General features: G+C 64.6%; 17 protein-coding genes and 2 pseudogenes. 5 read left to right on the forward strand and 14 right to left on the reverse strand.

Annotation, left to right across the window (positions count from 1 at the left end; all coding sequences use genetic code 11):
* From ACLP9N_RS00625 to ACLP9N_RS00670, 10 genes and pseudogenes are all read right to left on the reverse strand, one after another.
* Positions 1-172, reverse strand: a 172-nt coding sequence (locus tag ACLP9N_RS00625; RefSeq protein ID WP_442405596.1) for a WXG100 family type VII secretion target, incomplete at its 3' end; no start/stop codon positions are given.
* A 51-nt stretch (positions 173-223) separates the two neighbouring features.
* Entirely contained in the window at positions 224-517 is a 294-nt protein-coding gene (locus tag ACLP9N_RS00630) for a WXG100 family type VII secretion target (RefSeq protein WP_442405583.1), read from the reverse strand.
* A 303-nt stretch (positions 518-820) separates the two neighbouring features.
* Positions 821-1,120, reverse strand: coding sequence for a PE family protein (locus tag ACLP9N_RS00635; RefSeq protein ID WP_442405584.1), 300 nt, complete (start codon positions 1,118-1,120; stop codon positions 821-823).
* A gap of 386 nt (positions 1,121-1,506) precedes the next feature.
* Entirely contained in the window at positions 1,507-2,712 is a 1,206-nt protein-coding gene (locus ACLP9N_RS00640; protein WP_442405585.1) for a PPE family protein, read from the reverse strand.
* Between the two features lie 11 nt (positions 2,713-2,723).
* A pseudogene (locus ACLP9N_RS00645) lies at positions 2,724-3,024 on the reverse strand (PE family protein).
* 81 nt (positions 3,025-3,105) lie between these two features.
* The gene (locus ACLP9N_RS00650) at positions 3,106-4,368 is read right to left on the reverse strand and encodes a PPE family protein (RefSeq protein ID WP_442405586.1); all 1,263 of its coding nucleotides are present in this window, start codon (positions 4,366-4,368) and stop codon (positions 3,106-3,108) included.
* 464 nt (positions 4,369-4,832) lie between these two features.
* Complete coding sequence (locus ACLP9N_RS00655) at positions 4,833-6,035, reverse strand: PPE family protein (RefSeq protein WP_442405587.1); 1,203 nt, start codon at positions 6,033-6,035, stop codon at positions 4,833-4,835.
* An 11-nt stretch (positions 6,036-6,046) separates the two neighbouring features.
* On the reverse strand, positions 6,047-6,346 hold the full coding sequence (locus ACLP9N_RS00660) for a PE family protein (protein ID WP_442398220.1): 300 nt from the start codon (positions 6,344-6,346) through the stop codon (positions 6,047-6,049).
* Between the two features lie 157 nt (positions 6,347-6,503).
* Positions 6,504-7,757, reverse strand: coding sequence for a PPE family protein (locus tag ACLP9N_RS00665; RefSeq protein ID WP_442405588.1), 1,254 nt, complete (start codon positions 7,755-7,757; stop codon positions 6,504-6,506).
* Between the two features lie 437 nt (positions 7,758-8,194).
* Entirely contained in the window at positions 8,195-8,389 is a 195-nt protein-coding gene (locus ACLP9N_RS00670; protein ID WP_424075369.1) for a ferredoxin, read from the reverse strand.
* A gap of 191 nt (positions 8,390-8,580) precedes the next feature.
* Here ACLP9N_RS00670 and ACLP9N_RS00675 point away from each other — a divergent pair, with 191 nt between their 5' ends.
* Positions 8,581-9,756, forward strand: a complete 1,176-nt coding sequence (locus ACLP9N_RS00675) for a cytochrome P450 (RefSeq protein WP_442405589.1) — start codon at positions 8,581-8,583, stop codon at positions 9,754-9,756.
* Here ACLP9N_RS00675 and ACLP9N_RS00680 read toward each other — a convergent pair.
* From ACLP9N_RS00680 to ACLP9N_RS00690, 3 genes are all read right to left on the reverse strand, one after another.
* Positions 9,733-9,936 carry a transposase gene (locus ACLP9N_RS00680; protein WP_442405590.1) on the reverse strand — a complete coding sequence of 68 codons (204 nt, stop codon included), beginning with the start codon at positions 9,934-9,936 and terminating at the stop codon, positions 9,733-9,735. The two genes, ACLP9N_RS00675 and ACLP9N_RS00680, sit on opposite strands and share 24 nt — an antisense overlap.
* A gap of 2 nt (positions 9,937-9,938) precedes the next feature.
* Positions 9,939-10,112, reverse strand: a complete 174-nt coding sequence (locus ACLP9N_RS00685; RefSeq protein ID WP_442405591.1) for a hypothetical protein — start codon at positions 10,110-10,112, stop codon at positions 9,939-9,941.
* 313 nt (positions 10,113-10,425) lie between these two features.
* Positions 10,426-11,436 carry an arsenate-mycothiol transferase ArsC gene (locus ACLP9N_RS00690; RefSeq protein ID WP_442405592.1) on the reverse strand — a complete coding sequence of 337 codons (1,011 nt, stop codon included), beginning with the start codon at positions 11,434-11,436 and terminating at the stop codon, positions 10,426-10,428.
* A gap of 587 nt (positions 11,437-12,023) precedes the next feature.
* Here ACLP9N_RS00690 and ACLP9N_RS00695 point away from each other — a divergent pair.
* The 4 genes and pseudogenes from ACLP9N_RS00695 to ACLP9N_RS00710 all read left to right on the forward strand — a co-directional run bounded on the left by ACLP9N_RS00695 (position 12,024) and on the right by ACLP9N_RS00710 (position 14,542).
* Entirely contained in the window at positions 12,024-12,611 is a 588-nt protein-coding gene (locus ACLP9N_RS00695) for a thiolase family protein (protein WP_442405593.1), read from the forward strand.
* A gap of 187 nt (positions 12,612-12,798) precedes the next feature.
* Positions 12,799-12,855 (forward strand): annotated as a pseudogene (locus ACLP9N_RS00700) (hypothetical protein); the annotation flags it as partial.
* A gap of 134 nt (positions 12,856-12,989) precedes the next feature.
* Positions 12,990-13,376 (forward strand): hypothetical protein, encoded by a 387-nt coding sequence (locus ACLP9N_RS00705; RefSeq protein ID WP_442405597.1) that lies wholly within the window; start codon positions 12,990-12,992, stop codon positions 13,374-13,376.
* Positions 13,373-14,542, forward strand: a complete 1,170-nt coding sequence (locus ACLP9N_RS00710) for a glycosyltransferase (protein WP_442405594.1) — start codon at positions 13,373-13,375, stop codon at positions 14,540-14,542. The genes ACLP9N_RS00705 and ACLP9N_RS00710 overlap by 4 nt, the downstream gene beginning before the upstream one ends.
* 191 nt (positions 14,543-14,733) lie before the next feature.
* Here ACLP9N_RS00710 and ACLP9N_RS00715 read toward each other — a convergent pair.
* Positions 14,734-15,110 (reverse strand): DUF6065 family protein (locus ACLP9N_RS00715; protein ID WP_442405595.1); only part of this gene is annotated, 377 nt, incomplete at its 5' end.

Below are 15,110 nucleotides of genomic sequence, written 5' to 3' on the forward strand. Positions count from 1 at the left end.
CCAACTGGGTGATGAACTCCTGGCAAGCCACCGAACCGGCGCCACCCCAGAAGTCACCGGCAGCCAGCACATCGCGGACGATGGCCTGGTGCTCGGACTCCAACGAAGCAGCCTGCGCGCGGATGAGGGCGCCGTGGGCGTCGACATCGCCGAACTGGTAATTGATGCTCATAACGGTTTTCTCCTAACGATTGATAAGGGTACGCAGCTACGGGTTGGGGCGCTAGCTGCTGAGGATCTGCTGCGAGGCCTGCTCTTGAGTCTCGTAGTTGTTCGCGTCGCGGACCAGACCGTCACGCACGCCGTGCAGCATGTTCACGATGTTGTTGAAGGCCTGGTTCATCTGGCCCATCGTGTCGTAAGAGGTCGCCTGAGCGGTACTGCTCCAGCCAGCCCCGGCGATGTTCTGCGAGGACGCCCACATCTTGCGAGCCTCGTCCGACACCGTCTGAGCGTGCATCTCGAAGCGGCCAGCCATCGCCCGCATAGCGTGCGGGTCGGTCATAAAGCGTGCCATGTTGAATGTTCTCCTTATTGAAGTTGGTTAATTCTTTCGTGTTTTCGTGCTGGAAGGCGATGGCCCGACCGGTCACGCGTTAACGCAACCGCCGAACCGGAAACTAAGGATGGCCCCCTCTCCGTCAGTTGCCGGCTACCACCGGCCGTTCCAACACGGTGAAGCAGGTTGGGCTGCTCATACCGTCCCGGGCGCTACCATGGCCCAGCAGTCGATCCCCGGAATCACCGACTGCTGGGGGGTTGCCGTGGAGCCCACGTCCGTGGCGATCCATCGCAACCCTTGCCTCGCCTGCCGGCCTGGTTAGCCGGCAGCGGCTGCGTTGGCGGCCTCGGTGGCCGCGTAAGAGCCGGAACTGGTCGAAAGCGTATTGACAAACAACTCGTGAATCGCTGCGGCTTGCGCGCTGACGGCCTGATACATCTGGGCATGCGCTGCGAACTGAGCCGCGGTCAGCGCCGACACCTCGTCGGCGGCAGCGGGCACCACTCCGGTCGTCGAAGCCGCCGCAGTCGCATTCTGCGCGCTCATGGTCGAGCCGATGCCATGCAAGGCCCCGGCCGCCGCAGCCAGTGCCTCTGGCTGTGTGGTCACGAACGACATGCTGTTTCCTCCCTTTCCCAGCGTCTGTTCTGTGGAAGAGACTAGATGACTGTTTCCGCCTCAGCTGTTTTCGAGGCCACCTGTTCACAAGTGTTCACGGGACGGCACTACGAATTCACCTTCAGTAACGACACAGTAACAGCGCTTGACCTGGAATTGTGGAGCGTTCGACGAGGTGAACGCCCCGTGCGCGAGCAGGGGGTCTCCCCGGGCCCGTTAAAAGCGGGTTGAACAGGTGTTTCGCGGAACTGTTGTCGCGCGGTGGGAAAAAATCTTGCCACTGACTAACTCTCGTCCGCCACAGCACCCGTTGGCCTTAGATGCCGAAAGCGCGCCGGCCGCGGGGTGTGCGGTGGGCGCGCCTTCGGGGTGTGTGGGGTGTGGGGTTAGCCCGCGGACATGGGGCGGGCCATGACGGTGGGTTTGAATCCGTAGCGCGGGCCCGCACCGGCCCCGCGCGCAGCACCGGTTCCGCCCACGGGCATGCCGCCGACCAGGTTTCCGGCGCCGGACTCGCCCGAGGTGATCGGCTCGCTGACCGGGATGGCCGACATCGGCTTGGCCGCGCTGGGCAGCGTGGCTCCCGGCCAGGAGTTGGGCACCGACAGCCCCGCCACATGGGCTCCGTGACCCAAACCGGCGGCGACCTGCCCGCCGGCACCGCCGGCCGCAGCGCCCAGACCGCCGATACCCTTGGGCACCGCGGCCGCCGCTGCTGGGGCCGCGCCACCGAGCCAGCCCGCCGACTTGGCGATCTGGGTACCGAAGTTGCCCATACCCACGCTGAAGTACGGCAGACCTTCAGTGTTGTAGAAGAACCCCGCGAAGGGCGAGTAGCCGTTGACCAGCGTGCCCAGGTTGGTGGGCAAGATGGTCTGGCCGGTCAACAAGAACCAGATCTCGCTCAGCGCCGACTTCGACGTCGCGGTATTGCCGATGAACGGGCCGGTCAGCGACTGGATCCGGGCCTGCACATTGGTCAAAAGACCCTGGATCCAGCTCTGCACCGAGGTCGCCGGGCTCGCGGTGGCCGAGGTGGCCGCCGAGGTCAGCGCGGCAGCCGGGTTGGCGATCGCGGGAGCCTCGGTAAACGAGCTGATCTTGGTCGCCGCCGCCGAGGAGGACGCATACCCATATAAGGCTGTGGCGTTTTGCGACCAGAATTCGCCGTATTGGGATTCCAACTGCGCGATCACGTTGTTGTTCAGACCCAACACGTTGGTCTGCACCGCCTGAGCCAGCTCGGCGCGGTTGGCCGCGATCAACGGCGGGGGCACCACCGAGGCGAACACGGTCTCAAAGGCCGCCGCCGCCGACTGCGCCTGAGCCGCCGCGTGCTCGGCCTGCCCCGCAGTCGTGGACACCCAGCTCACATACGGCTGCACCGCCGCGACCATCGCCGCCGACGTCGGCCCCAGCCACGACTCGCTGGCCAGCTGGGTGACCACCTTGTCCAACCCCTGCGCGGTAGAAGCCAACTCGGCCGCCACCGAGTTCCAGGCCGAGGCCGCCGACGTCAACGACGACGACCCCGGACCCGAATAAATCAACGCCGAGGAGACCTCGGGCGGCAGCGCACCTAAATCGGACATGCCGTGACCCCTTAACCGGCCGAAGCGGCGTTGGCCGCCTCAGTGGCCGCATACGACCCCGAGCTCAGGCCCAGGGTGTGAACAAACAACTCGTGAATGGCCGCGGCCTGAGCACTGACCGCCTGATACATGTGCGCATGCGCGGCGAACTGCGCCGCGGTCAACGCCGACACCTCATCGGCAGCCGCGGGCACCACACCCGTCGTCGGCGCCGCCGCCGCCGCATTCTGCGAACTCATCGCCGCGCCGATCCCCTGCAAGGTTGCCGGCCGCCGCCGCCAACGCCTCCGGTTGCGTAGTCACAAACGCCATCTGATCTCCCTCTCAATAGCCCTCCGGCCATCGAGACCCTCGGGAATCTGAATACTCCTGACGTTAATTCGGTCCATGGTGTTATCCCGCCGACGGTGGTCGGGTGAGCACGCTATATCGGAATCCGTATCGCACGCCCAGGTTGCCTGCGCGTTGCGCCCCGCGGCCTCCCCCGACCATCGGCATCCCGCGCAGCGCGGCGTTCGCTCCGGCGGCGTTGGCTCCCTCCGGCGTGCCGGCCAAGTTGGCGCTCACCAGCTTGGTGGCGGCCTGCTCCCCCGCGGTGACGGGCGCGCCAGGCGCGTTGAGCCAACTCGAGGGGACGGACAGCCCGCCGATCTTGGTGGCCGACGACAGACTCGCCGACGGCGCGGCCGCGTGCCAATGCCAGCCACCGGCACCCAGGGCGGCGAACTGCGGCGACGGGATGAACGCACCACCCGAACCGGCCGTCGTACCCAACGGACCGTTGAACGTCTGCTGACCGATGGACATACCAAAGCTGGCCATGCCATTCGAAAAGTAGGCCAGGCCTGTGGTTTGTTTCAGCCACACGGTGTACTGGCTGGAGGTCAGCCCGATCCAGTTATTCGTCGGGGTAGGCAGACCGTAGGTCAAAAAGTCCTCGATGGTGTTCCAAATCAACCCGTGCTGGGTTGTGATGGCCGCCGGCGCCGCCGACGACAGCTGGTGCAGCGCCTGCGGCACCGTGGCAACCAACTCTGAGACTGCGGACGCAACGGTCTGCGCGGACTCGCCCGCCGGCGTCGCGCTAGCCTGGGCAACCGCGGCCGACTGGCTGCCCGCCGCGCCAGCGGTGGTGGTATTCGGCGGGTCAATGAATCGGCTCAACTCCGTGGCCATCGCCGACGACCCCGCATAGCCGTACATCGCCGCCGCATCCTGAGCCCACATCTCCATGTACTGGGCCTCGGTGGCCGCGATCGCTGGAGTGTTCTGCCCAAAAAAATTTGTCGCGACCAACGTCGCCAACAACACCCGATTGGCCGCAATCACCGGCGGAGGCACCGTAAATGTGAACGCGGTCTCAAAGGCGGCTGCGGCCGCGCGGGCCTGACTCGCCGTCTCCTCGATCTGCGCGGCTGCCGCACTGATCCAACTCACGTACGGCGTCACCGCAGACATCATCGCCAGCGACGCCGGACCCAACCACGGCGAACTCGTCAGCTCCGCAATCACCGAGTTGTAACCCGTTGCCGCCGTGCCCAATTCGGCCGCCACCGAATCCCAGGCCGACGCGGCCGCCATCAACGGCCCCGAACCCGGACCGGAGTACATCCGACCCGAATTGATCTCAGGCGGCAACGCCCCGTAATCCAGCACCTACGAACCGCCCAATCCATACGACATGGATGCGCTCACACGCCACCTTCGCTTGAGGACCTTGGAGGAAGTTGATCTCGTGTGAGATTAGTTCGGCGTACTCCCCTGCTGGCCTTACGTCATGCAGCCGACCGCGAGACCGGTGCAGCTACTCGTCCGGCGCCCCAGGGGGAGACGCGGCGCGGCCGCCGGGTGCGCGGTTTCCCGCTGATACGGCCGGTGACCTCTGGGAACGCGCCGACAACGCCGGCCGCCGACGGTTCGCGGGAGCGGCACAATGGGCCTTCGCCGGGCCACGCTGAAGGGGTGAACACCATAAAAATCCGGCCGCAGCAAAAGGCCGTCTCAGCGGATCGCCGGGTGACGGACGGATCGGGCCGAATTAGTTTGCCCTGCGATGCCCGAAGGCGCGCCGGCCGCGGGGTGTGCGGTGGGCGCGCCTTCGGGGTGTGTGGGGTGTGGGGTTAGCCCGCGGACATGGGGCGGGGCATGACGGTGGGTTTGAATCCGTAGCGCGGGCCCACGCCGGCCCCGCGCGCGGCACCGGTTCCGCCGATGGGCATGCCGCCGATCAGGTTTCCGGCGCCGGACTCGCCCGAGGTGATCGGCTCGCTGACCGGGATGGCCGACATCGGCTTGGCCGCACTGGGCAGGGTGGCTCCGGGCCAGGAGTTGGGTACCGACAGGCCCGCCACGTGGGCTCCGCTACCCAAACCGGCTGCGACCTGCCCGCCGGCGCCGCCGGCCGCCCCGCCGAGCCCGCCGATGCCCTTGGGTACCGCGGCCGCCGCCGCCGGGGCGGCACCACCGAGCCAGCCCGCCGACTTGGAGATCTGGGTACCGAAGTTGCCCATACCAACGCTGAAGTACGGCAGACCTTCAGTGTTGTAGAAGAAGCTCGCAAACGGCGCATAGCCGTTGACCAGCGCGCCCAGGTTGGTGGGCAGGATGGTCTGGCCGGTCAACAGGAACCAGATCTCGCTCAGCCCTGTCCTGCCGGTGGCGGTGGGCCCGATGAACGGGCCGGTCAGGCTTTGTATCCGGGCCTGGACGTTGGTCAAAATGCCCTGGAGATAGCTTTGGATCGAGGTGGCCGGGGTGGCGGCCGTGCTGGCCGTCGAGCTGAGCGCCGCAGCCGGGTTGGCGATCGCGGGCGCCTCGGTAAACGAGCTGATTTTGGTCGCCGCCGCCGAGGACCCGGCATACCCGTACATGGCCGAGGCGTTATTGGCCCAAAATTCGCCGTATTGGGCCTCCAATTGCGCGATCACATTCTGGTTCAGGCCCAAGATATTGGTCTGCACCGCCTGGGCCAGCTCGGCACGGTTGGCCGCGATCAGCGGCGGAGGCACCACCGAGGCGAACACCGTCTCAAAGGCCGCCGCCGCCGACTGCGCCTGCGCGGCCGCGTGCTCGGCTTGGCCGGCAGTGGTGCTCACCCAGCTCACATACGGTTGCACCGCGGCGACCATGGCCGCCGAGGTCGGTCCCAACCACGACTCGCTGGCCAGCTGGCTGACGACCTTGTCCAAACCCTGTGCGGTAGAGGCCAATTCGGCGGCCACCGCGTTCCACGCCGCGGCCGCCGACGTCAACGATGACGATCCCGGGCCCGAGTAAATCAACGCCGAGGAAACCTCGGGCGGCAGCGCACCTAAATCGGACATGCCTTGACCCCTTAACCGGCCGAGGCGGCATTCGCCGCCTCAGTGATCCGATACGACGCCCCGCTCAGGTGCAGGGTGTTGACGAACAACTCGTGAATGGCCGCGGCCTGCGCGCTGACCGCCTGGTACATCTGTGCGTGCGCGGCGAACTGCGCCGCGGTCAGCGCTGATACCTCGTCGGCAGCCGCGGGCACCACACCCGTCGTCGGCGCCGCCGCCGCCGCATTCTGCGAACTCATCGCCGCGCCGATCCCCTGCAAGGTGCCCGCCGCCGCCGCCAGCGCCTCCGGTTGCGTAGTCACATACGACATGCCATTTCCTCCTCGGTAACCGTCCGGCTTACACCTTCGGGATTGGTTGCTATCAACGTTAAATCGATCCTGGTCGCAGCGCCTCGCCGCTGCGGAATACTCACCACCGGATAACCACTATTCATTTGTTGGCCACTTTATCTTTCCCACGTTGGCCTCATCCTGCCGACGGCGGCCGGGTGAGCACGCTATATCGGAATCCGTACCGCACGCCCAGGTTGCCCGCGCGTTGCGCCCCGCGGCCCCCGGCCATCGGGACCCCAGGCAGCGCGGCGTTGACCCCGCCGGGGCTGGCTCCACCCGGCGAACCATTGACGAAGTTGGCGCTCACCAGCTTGGTGGCGGCCTGCTCCCCCGCCGTCACGGGTGCACCGGGCGCGTTGAGCCAACTCGACGGTACCGACAGCCCCCCGACCTTGGTGGCCGACGACAGACTCGCGATCGGTCCGGCCGCGTGCCAGTGCCAACCACCGGCACCCAGGGCGGCGAACTGCGGTGACGGGATGAACGCACCACCCGAACCGGCCGTCGTACCCAACGCACCGTTGAACGTCTGCTGACCGATGGACCAGCCGAAGTTGCCGATGCCTATCGCGAAATAGGCCTGCAGGGTTTGTTTGATGATCGCGGTGTACTGGCCGGGGGCAAGCCCGATCCAGTTGTTCGTCGGGGTGGGCAGACCGTAGGTCAGGAAATCCTGGATCGTGTTCCAGATCAACCCGTGCTGGGTGGCCGCGGGCGCCGCCGCCGACAGCTGCTGCAGCGCCTGCGGCACCGCGGCAGCCAGCTGCGAGACCGCCGACGACACGGTCTGCGCGGACTGTCCAGCCGGCGTGGCGCTGGCCTGGGCGACCGCGGCCGACTGGCTGCCCGCCGCGCCCGCAGTGGTGGTGTTTGGCGGGTCGAGGAATCGGGTCAGCTCCGTGGCGAGCGCCGACGAACCCGCATAGCCATACATCGCCGCCGCATCCTGAGCCCACATCTCCATGTACTGGGCTTCCGTGGCCGCGATCGCCGGGGTGTTCTGCCCGAAGAAATTCGTCGCAACCAACGTCGCCAACAACACCCGGTTGGCCGCGATCACTGGCGGGGGCACCGTCAACGTGAACGCGGTCTCATACGCGGCCGCCGCCGCGCGGGCCTGACTCGCCGTCTCCTCGGCCTGCGCGGCCGCCGCGCTGATCCAGCTCGCATACGGCGTCACCGCAGACATCATCGCCCGCGACGCCGGACCCAACCACGGCGAACCCGTCAGCTCCGCAATCACCGAGTTGTAACCCGCTGCCGCCGTACTCAATTCGGCCGCAACCGAATCCCAGGCCGACGCGGCCGCCATCAACGGCCCCGAACCCGGACCGGAGTACATCCGACCCGAATTGATCTCAGGCGGCAACGCTCCGAAGTCAAACACCACCCCTCCTCAATCGGCCATATCGACTGCCTCGGCTGCCTCCATCCGCACTTGCAGCCGCACCGCTGCGAACACTTCTCGTCCTCTGGCCCGCACGTCGCGCCAGGCAGCCCGATACGTTCCGGGCGTTCACTTGCCGAGCCGATACTGGGATCATCCGCGGAAATTGCTTTCTGACTCGATATCCCTTCAGGGTTGAACGTCTTCGATCGACACCTCCTCGTGACCGAACCGCCGCTCGGCAAAGACTTTAAAGGGCGCGACGAGGCTTGTGAAGGGCGCGACGAGGCTTGTGCGATGACGAAGCCAAGTGTTCATTCCATGCAGATTTTTATTTAGCTACCGTTAAACCATGCGTCCCGACGGGTGGCTGCGACCTGCGGCGATGGCAAAAATCGCTTCCGGCGATCGGCACACCGCGTTCATCTCCCGTTTGATTAGTCCTCTTCGAGGATGAGCGCCATCTCCGGGCAGGAGGCGACGCCGTCCCGAGTCAACTGTTCGTCCTCGGGACGCACCTCGTGCTCTTCGAGGATCGAGTAACCCGACTCGTCGATCGGGAACAGATTGGGATCGACCGCGTAGCACTGGGCGTGTCCCACGCACCTGGACTGTTCGAGACGAACCTTCACTCCGGTGTCCTTTCTCGACCACTCGAGGGCCAGATCGGGGCGGACAGATCGATACGTAGATTAACCGCCGCTACCGGATTGGTGGGTGCCTACCAGGCATGCAATATTGGGCTGGGGCAGCACGGCTTGGCTACATTGGCGTCCGGGAAATCGGACCAACCACGGAACTAAAGGGAAAGAATTTTGAGCGCATGAGCACTCTGGGCCAGGACCACGCCGGCGGGTTCTACCTACCGCGGCTTAATTACGAGTCGTTGCCCCTGGCCGAAGACCGCGGGGTCGGCTGGAAGACGCTGCGTGACGCCGGGCCCGTGGTGTTCATGAACGGCTATTACTACCTGACCCGACGCGAGGATGTGCTTGCCGCGCTGCGCAACCCGAAGGTCTTTTCGTCAACGATCCTGCAGCCCCCAACCAATCCGCTGCCGGTGATCCCGCTGGCGTTCGACCCGCCGCAGCACACCCGGTACCGCAAAATTTTGCAGCCCTACTTCAGCCCGACCAGGCTGAGCAAGTCTCGGCCGGTGCTGCAGCGCCACGCCGCTGAGATGATCGAGGCGTTCGCCCGCCGGGGCGAGTGCGAGGCCATGGCGGATTTCGCCAGGCTCTACCCCTTTCAGGTGTTCCTCGACCTCTACGGTCTGCCACTCGAGGATCGCGACACCTTGATCGGCTGGAAAGACTCCATCATCGGCGACAAGGAATTCCTCACCATCGCCGAGCTCCACGCGGGCCAAGTCGAAATGTTCGAATACCTCAGCAAGGTGATTGCGCAGCGCCGGGAAAATCCGGGCTCGGACATGTTGTCGCAGGTGATGACTGGCCCGGGCGACTTCACCGATCTCGAGCTGCTGGGCATGAGTCACCTGTTGATCCTGGCGGGTCTGGACACCGTGACGGCGATCATCGGATTTTGTTTGTTCGAATTGGCGCGCAGACCGCAGCTGCGCGCGGAGCTTCGCGATAACCCTAGGCAGATCAGGGTTTTCATCGAAGAAATCATTCGACTGCAGCCGCCGGCCCCGGTGGCGCCCCGGATTGTCACCGAGTTCGTCAACGTCGGCGGCATGACACTACCGCCGGGTTCGCAGGTGCGGTTGTGCATGGCCGTAGTCAACCGCGACGGCAGCGACGAGTGGTCAACCGACGATCTGGTGATGGACGGAAAGGTGCACCGGCACTGGGGATTCGGCGGCGGACCGCACCGCTGCCTGGGTTCTCATCTGGCGCGGATCGAGCTGATCGTGATCGTCGCAGAATGGCTCAAGCAAATCCCCGAGTTCGAACTGCCTGACGGGTACATCCCCGAAATCAAGTTCCCGTCGAAGTCTTTCGCGCTCAAGTCATTGCCTCTGTGCTGGGTTTGAACTGGGCTTGATTACAGTCAAACCCAGCACAGCGGCTGCACCCGATTGCCCGACTCTCCCGCGCAAGCGGGAAGTGCCCAGGTCCCGAGCCACCTGGGCGATCGGCTTGCCGGTATCCCGGACAATGCGAACCGCCCCCTCCCGGAACTCAGGATCGAACTTCCTCCGTGTCTCTGGCATACCTATTCCTCATAGTGCATGGGCTCCACGGTTTTGGGGGAGGTGCAGTTGGGGTAGTGGCGGGCGAAGGCCCATTCGGCGGCCATGGTGGCGGCACGGGTGGGAATCGGCAAGGACTCGGTGACCAAGATCTGGGCCGACCATGGTCTTAAGCCGTGGCGGGTCGAGACGGTCAAGGTCAGCAACGATCCTCGGTTCGAGGAGAAACTCGTCGATGTCGTACGCATGTACGTGGAACCCCCAGCACGGCCGGCGGATCGAAAGCAACGGTAACGATCCAATGTCAAGGAAAAAGCACCACGACACAAACGTTCACGCTGGTCGCCCGTGGCGTGTTATATCCCAGCCCACGCGCAACGGTGAGCACATAATGCAGCATGTCCGGCTCCGATGGACCCACCGAACGCCGTAAATGGCGCTCCTGGCTTTGACGTTCGACCAACTACTCGAAACGCTCTCGTTTACTGACGGCGAATTCGTGTAGATTTGTCACAAAATCAAAGACGGACGGTTTACGTCGGTGGTGTTCTCACCCGCCGACGCCTGGGGCAAAGTCGCCAAGTGCTGCGCGCGATCGCTGATGTCTAGGACTTCCACGTCGTACCTATCCGACAACTCCTGGCCGAACGCCACGGCCTCCGGGCCCCCGTCTGTGTCGAGGAGGCCCAGCTCGAGGATGCTGCCCCCGCGCGCCCGGTACTCGGCACGGGGGCTGATCTTCATCGTAGGTATTGGCCGGAATGCCACCACGTCGAACAAGAGAACCTTGCCGACAACCAGATACGACCACGGCGGGTCCACAACCCCCAGGCGCGACGCCACTCGCGACACTCCCGGGAACCCACGTGCCCGCGCGATCAGGTCCGCGACCTCGATATCGGCGTACCAGCCACACTCGCACCCCGGAGCCGGCGGCACGTGCCCTGGGATGGAGCATCCGGCGTCGCACCATTTCGTCGGCCACAAGATGTGCGAGTTGTACGGAGACCTGAGCACATCGCCGGAGGTCCCCGTCCAAAAACGAAAGCCCACGGCAGTTTCCAAGCGGCCGAAACCAGGTGCGGTCAGGCGCCCGTCTAGCCACTCATGCAGCCCGGGCATCGCGGCCTCGATAGCTGCAAAGGCGTCCTCGAAATCAGCACCAAATAACGGATTCCGGACGTCGACGTGCCTAAGCCGGTTGTCATCAACGCCACACGCCTGCAACACCCCAACATGTTCGCGACCCAACGCAACCACCAAATCAGCTCCAAGGTGCTCATCACCGACCAGCGCAGCCCGATGATCCGCCGGCACCGGATAACCACGCTCACGCAGCACCGAGCACGCCTGCTCATCGGCGCGATCACCCACACAAGCGGCGGTGCCCGCACTGGACACCCGCACCACATCACCCAGACCACGCTCCCGCAGCTGCTCAGCGAACAACGCCGCAGCCATCACCGATCGAGCGCGATTGAAACTGCATACAAACGCAACGTGCAGCCGAGGGCTACTCACAATCCGTACCGCTTCCCAAGCAGCGCGGCGAGGTCATCAGAGTCCTCCAAATCGAAGTTTGCGAATGTACGTAACTCGGTTCGAAAGATTCGAGTTACGTACAACGTACAGGCCTACGACATCGACGAGTTTCTCCGCGAACCGAGGATCGTTGCTGACGTTGAACGTCTCGACCCGCCACGGCTTAAGACCATGGTCGGCTCGCGGTGCAAGACGCATTGCGCCTGTCGCTCAACTGGCACAGCGGTGGAATCGAGGGACCCGCCCAACTGCAAACAGTCGTAAATCCCGTCATGGCGGTGTCGATGGGGCTGGCTCGCCACGTTCTTGTCTATCGGAAGGTCACCGAGTCGACGGCGCAGGGAACCGGCCGACGTGCGGGCGTCGGTGTCGGCCAAGACACGGCCGATGGGGCGATCCCAAAGGATGGCTCCATTCCGGGCGTACTCCGCTGCGTCATGGTTGGCGATGTACGCGCAGAGGCATTTTCACGAATTCGGGACTACCGAACAGCAGATCGCACAGCACTCAATGGCCGTCGCAACGCGGCGCTCAACCCCAAGGGGGTATACCGGACTCCTTTGACGATGGATGATTACCTGTCGTCGCGGATCATCTCCTCGCCGTTTCGCCTTTTCGATTGCGACGTACCCGTTGACGGGTCAACGCCATTGGTGGTGTCGTCCGTCGAGCACGCGTCGGCGATCGATCATCCCGTGGCACGGATCGAGGCTGTTGGAACGGCCTTTCGCGGACGGCCGTCGTGGGAGCAATGGGAAGATGTGACCACCATGCCTGCCCACTCGCCGGCCGATCACATGTGGTCGCGGACCGATCTCCGTCCAGCCGATGTCGACGTCGCCGAGCTGTACGACGGTTTCAGCTGGCTCACCATGTCGTGGCTGGAAGCGCTCGGATCCTGCGGGCGAGGCGAGAGCGGACCTTTCATCGAAGGAGGCGCAACCATCGCCCTCGACGGCGACCTTCCCGTGAACACCCACGGTGGCCAGCTCTCGGGCGGCCGGCTGCACGGGTACGGATACCTCCACGAAGCGGTCTTGCAGTTGCGCGGAGAGGCGGGCGCACGCCAGGTCCCAGGCATCCCGGAAGTTGGGGCCGTATCGAACGGCGGAGGCCCGATCGCGGGTTGCATGCTGCTGACCAAACTCGGCTGATCGCTTGCAGCAGAGATCGAAGCGTGCGCGTGGAAGGATGTCATCCGGTGGACTGAGACGTACCAGGATCTGGTGAGGAGGCTGACGTTCGATGCCGGCTCGACACATGCCGCCGCGGCCGGGGCGACCACGGCGGTTCGATGGCGATACCGAGCGGCAGCTCCTGATGGTTGCGGCGATCAAAGTGATGACAGTTGATTGCTACCCCGAGGTAGTGGTCGCCGATATTCTTGCCGAGGCCGGTGTATCTGCTTGTGCGTTCTACCGTCACTTCGATTCGAAGGAAGCGCTTTTCGTCGCAGTGATGCGCCGCGACGCGGAGCTTGTCGGACAGTCCCTGGACCGTATTGTCGATGACGCCGCCGACCCCGCTCGGCATTGGCCGCGTGGCTCGACCAATCCCTCGATGAGTTCTACGAGCCGAAACGTGCCCGTCGAATCATGCTGTACACGTCGGCCGGAGTACGCACCTCACCGGGCGTCATCGCCGCGCACGCCGAGCTTCGGCGAAACATCATGAAATCTTTGGTGAAGGCGTTGCGTGCCGGGCATCGATCGGGTCAGTTGCGTTCGCCACACCCACTCAGCGATGCGATGACGATACGGGCACTGGTCGCCGTCGCCGTCGACCACTCGGTCCGTCGCCGAAGCCGCAGGGCGGCAAGGGAACACGTCATACGCTTTGCTTGGCCAGCGTTGGCGCTGCCCCTACCGCACCCTCAATCCCAGCTGCTGGGAGATTCGATCCCGAAGGATCCGCGATGAAATTTGCGCTGGCAACCGTGGGATCTCGGGGAGATGTCGAGCCGTTCGCTGCCGTCGGCCGGGAGCTGCAGCGCCGAGGTCACGAAGTACGCGTGGCGGTCCCGCCTAACTATCTCGGCTTGGTCGAGTCGGCGGGTCTTGCTGGGGTCGCCCACGGCCCCGACCAGGTAGTGCGAAATGCGGATTTAATCCGCAAATACGGGGAAACGCCGAGTCCTATCAGCGTGGCGTTGGAAATTATGAACGATGTCAGCCTGCTCTGGCCGGCGCTGGGTACCGCGCTGAAGTCGCTGGCAGATGGGGCTGACCTGCTATTGGCGGACCTAAGCGAGCAGCGGCTGGCCGCCAATGTCGCGGAGTACTACGACATTCCGCTGGCTGCGCTGCAGTTCTACCCGATAGCGCCTTGTGGCACGGGTTGGGACATAACCAAAGACGCTGAAGACGCTCAACGGCGGGCGCTAGGCCTGCCAGAGGAAACGGGACCCTCGACCCGACAATTGCTGGCGATCCAGGCCTACGACGAGTTCTTCTTTCCCGGGCTGGCAGACGAATGGAAAAGCGACGCCCGAAGGCCTTTCGTTGGCGGGCTGACGCTGGAATTGCCGATGGATGCCGACGACGAGGTCTCGTCGTGGATTGCCGCGGGATCGCCGCCGATCTATTTCGGCTTTGGCAGTACGCGAGTCGCATTTCCTGCTGATGCGTTCGCGACGATCAGCGCAGCTTGCGGGGAGCTAGGCGAGCGAGCGTTGATTTGCAGTGGCACGAGCGATTTCACCGACGTCCCGCAATTCGACCACGTTAAGGTTGTGAGCGCGGTGAACCACTCGGCCGTCTTTCCCGTCTGCCGCGCTGTCGTCCACCACGGGGGGCCCGGCACCACGTTCGCAGGCATCCGGGCCGGAACCCCGACGTTGATCCTTGCGATCTCGGTCGATCAGCCGCTGTGGGCAGCTGCGGTCAGCGAACTGGAAGTCGGCATTGGACGGCGCTTCTCCGACGCCACCCAGAAATCGCTGGTGGCGGATCTGCGGTCCATCCTCACTGCGCAATGCGCCACTCGAGCCCGTGAGGTCGCCGCCCAGATGACTACACCCGCCGAAAGCGCTGCCAAGGCCGCCGATCTCCTGGAAGCCGCTGCCCACCTCGGGCGCGTTAGCTGATCGGCGAAGGCGGGCCGGCAGGGAGCAACGAGTCGCTATTGTGCAGGTAGACGGACGATTGCTCTTGACGGCGTCAAGACCCGCCGATCCGCTAACCGGTCGAGCCACTCGGCCATCAGTGTCTGTTCGGCCCGCGTCAACGCATGATCGGCGTTGCCCTGCAACGCCTCTCGCAACGCGGTGCTTTACGCTCATACTTGAGGCTTCTCATGTTGTGGCTGAACAAATGAACGAAGATGACGGCGAGTCTGGTGATCCGGTGTCCCGGCGTCGCCGTCTCTGTGTCTGCCTCGCGTGTAGTCGGCTTGCCACTCCGGTTGCTCTCCCGCGGCGACCCTCGCTGCCTGCTCGGACTGACTTGCCGCGTTGCGTGAGCGAAGAAACAACTCATGCTTGCGCTGCAGATCTTCGTCAGACTCGATGCGCCTGAGTTCGGGCGCGAACTCTTCAAGCTCGGCTCGGCGCTGCGGGACGATCATGCAGATCGGCTCGTCGACCTCGAATCGCACCGGCATCAGTTTGCGGGTGAATTTCCAGCTCATGCTGAAACTCGCGCTTGCCCAGTCGG

The organism is Mycobacterium sp., from assembly GCF_052144515.1.
Lineage (GTDB): Bacteria > Actinomycetota > Actinomycetes > Mycobacteriales > Mycobacteriaceae > Mycobacterium.

Coding starts and splice junctions, on each gene's coding strand:
- ACLP9N_RS00710 (WP_442405594.1), top strand. CDS start 13,373: ATGAAATTTGCGCTGGCAACCGTGGGATCTCGGGGAGATGTCGAGCCG.
- ACLP9N_RS00640 (WP_442405585.1), bottom strand. CDS start 2,712: ATGTCCGATTTAGGTGCGCTGCCGCCCGAGGTCTCCTCGGCGTTGATT.
- ACLP9N_RS00635 (WP_442405584.1), bottom strand. CDS start 1,120: ATGTCGTTCGTGACCACACAGCCAGAGGCACTGGCTGCGGCGGCCGGG.
- ACLP9N_RS00630 (WP_442405583.1), bottom strand. CDS start 517: ATGGCACGCTTTATGACCGACCCGCACGCTATGCGGGCGATGGCTGGC.
- ACLP9N_RS00655 (WP_442405587.1), bottom strand. CDS start 6,035: ATGTCCGATTTAGGTGCGCTGCCGCCCGAGGTTTCCTCGGCGTTGATT.
- ACLP9N_RS00675 (WP_442405589.1), top strand. CDS start 8,581: ATGAGCACTCTGGGCCAGGACCACGCCGGCGGGTTCTACCTACCGCGG.
- ACLP9N_RS00660 (WP_442398220.1), bottom strand. CDS start 6,346: ATGTCGTATGTGACTACGCAACCGGAGGCGCTGGCGGCGGCGGCGGGC.
- ACLP9N_RS00695 (WP_442405593.1), top strand. CDS start 12,024: ATGGATGATTACCTGTCGTCGCGGATCATCTCCTCGCCGTTTCGCCTT.
- ACLP9N_RS00680 (WP_442405590.1), bottom strand. CDS start 9,936: ATGCCAGAGACACGGAGGAAGTTCGATCCTGAGTTCCGGGAGGGGGCG.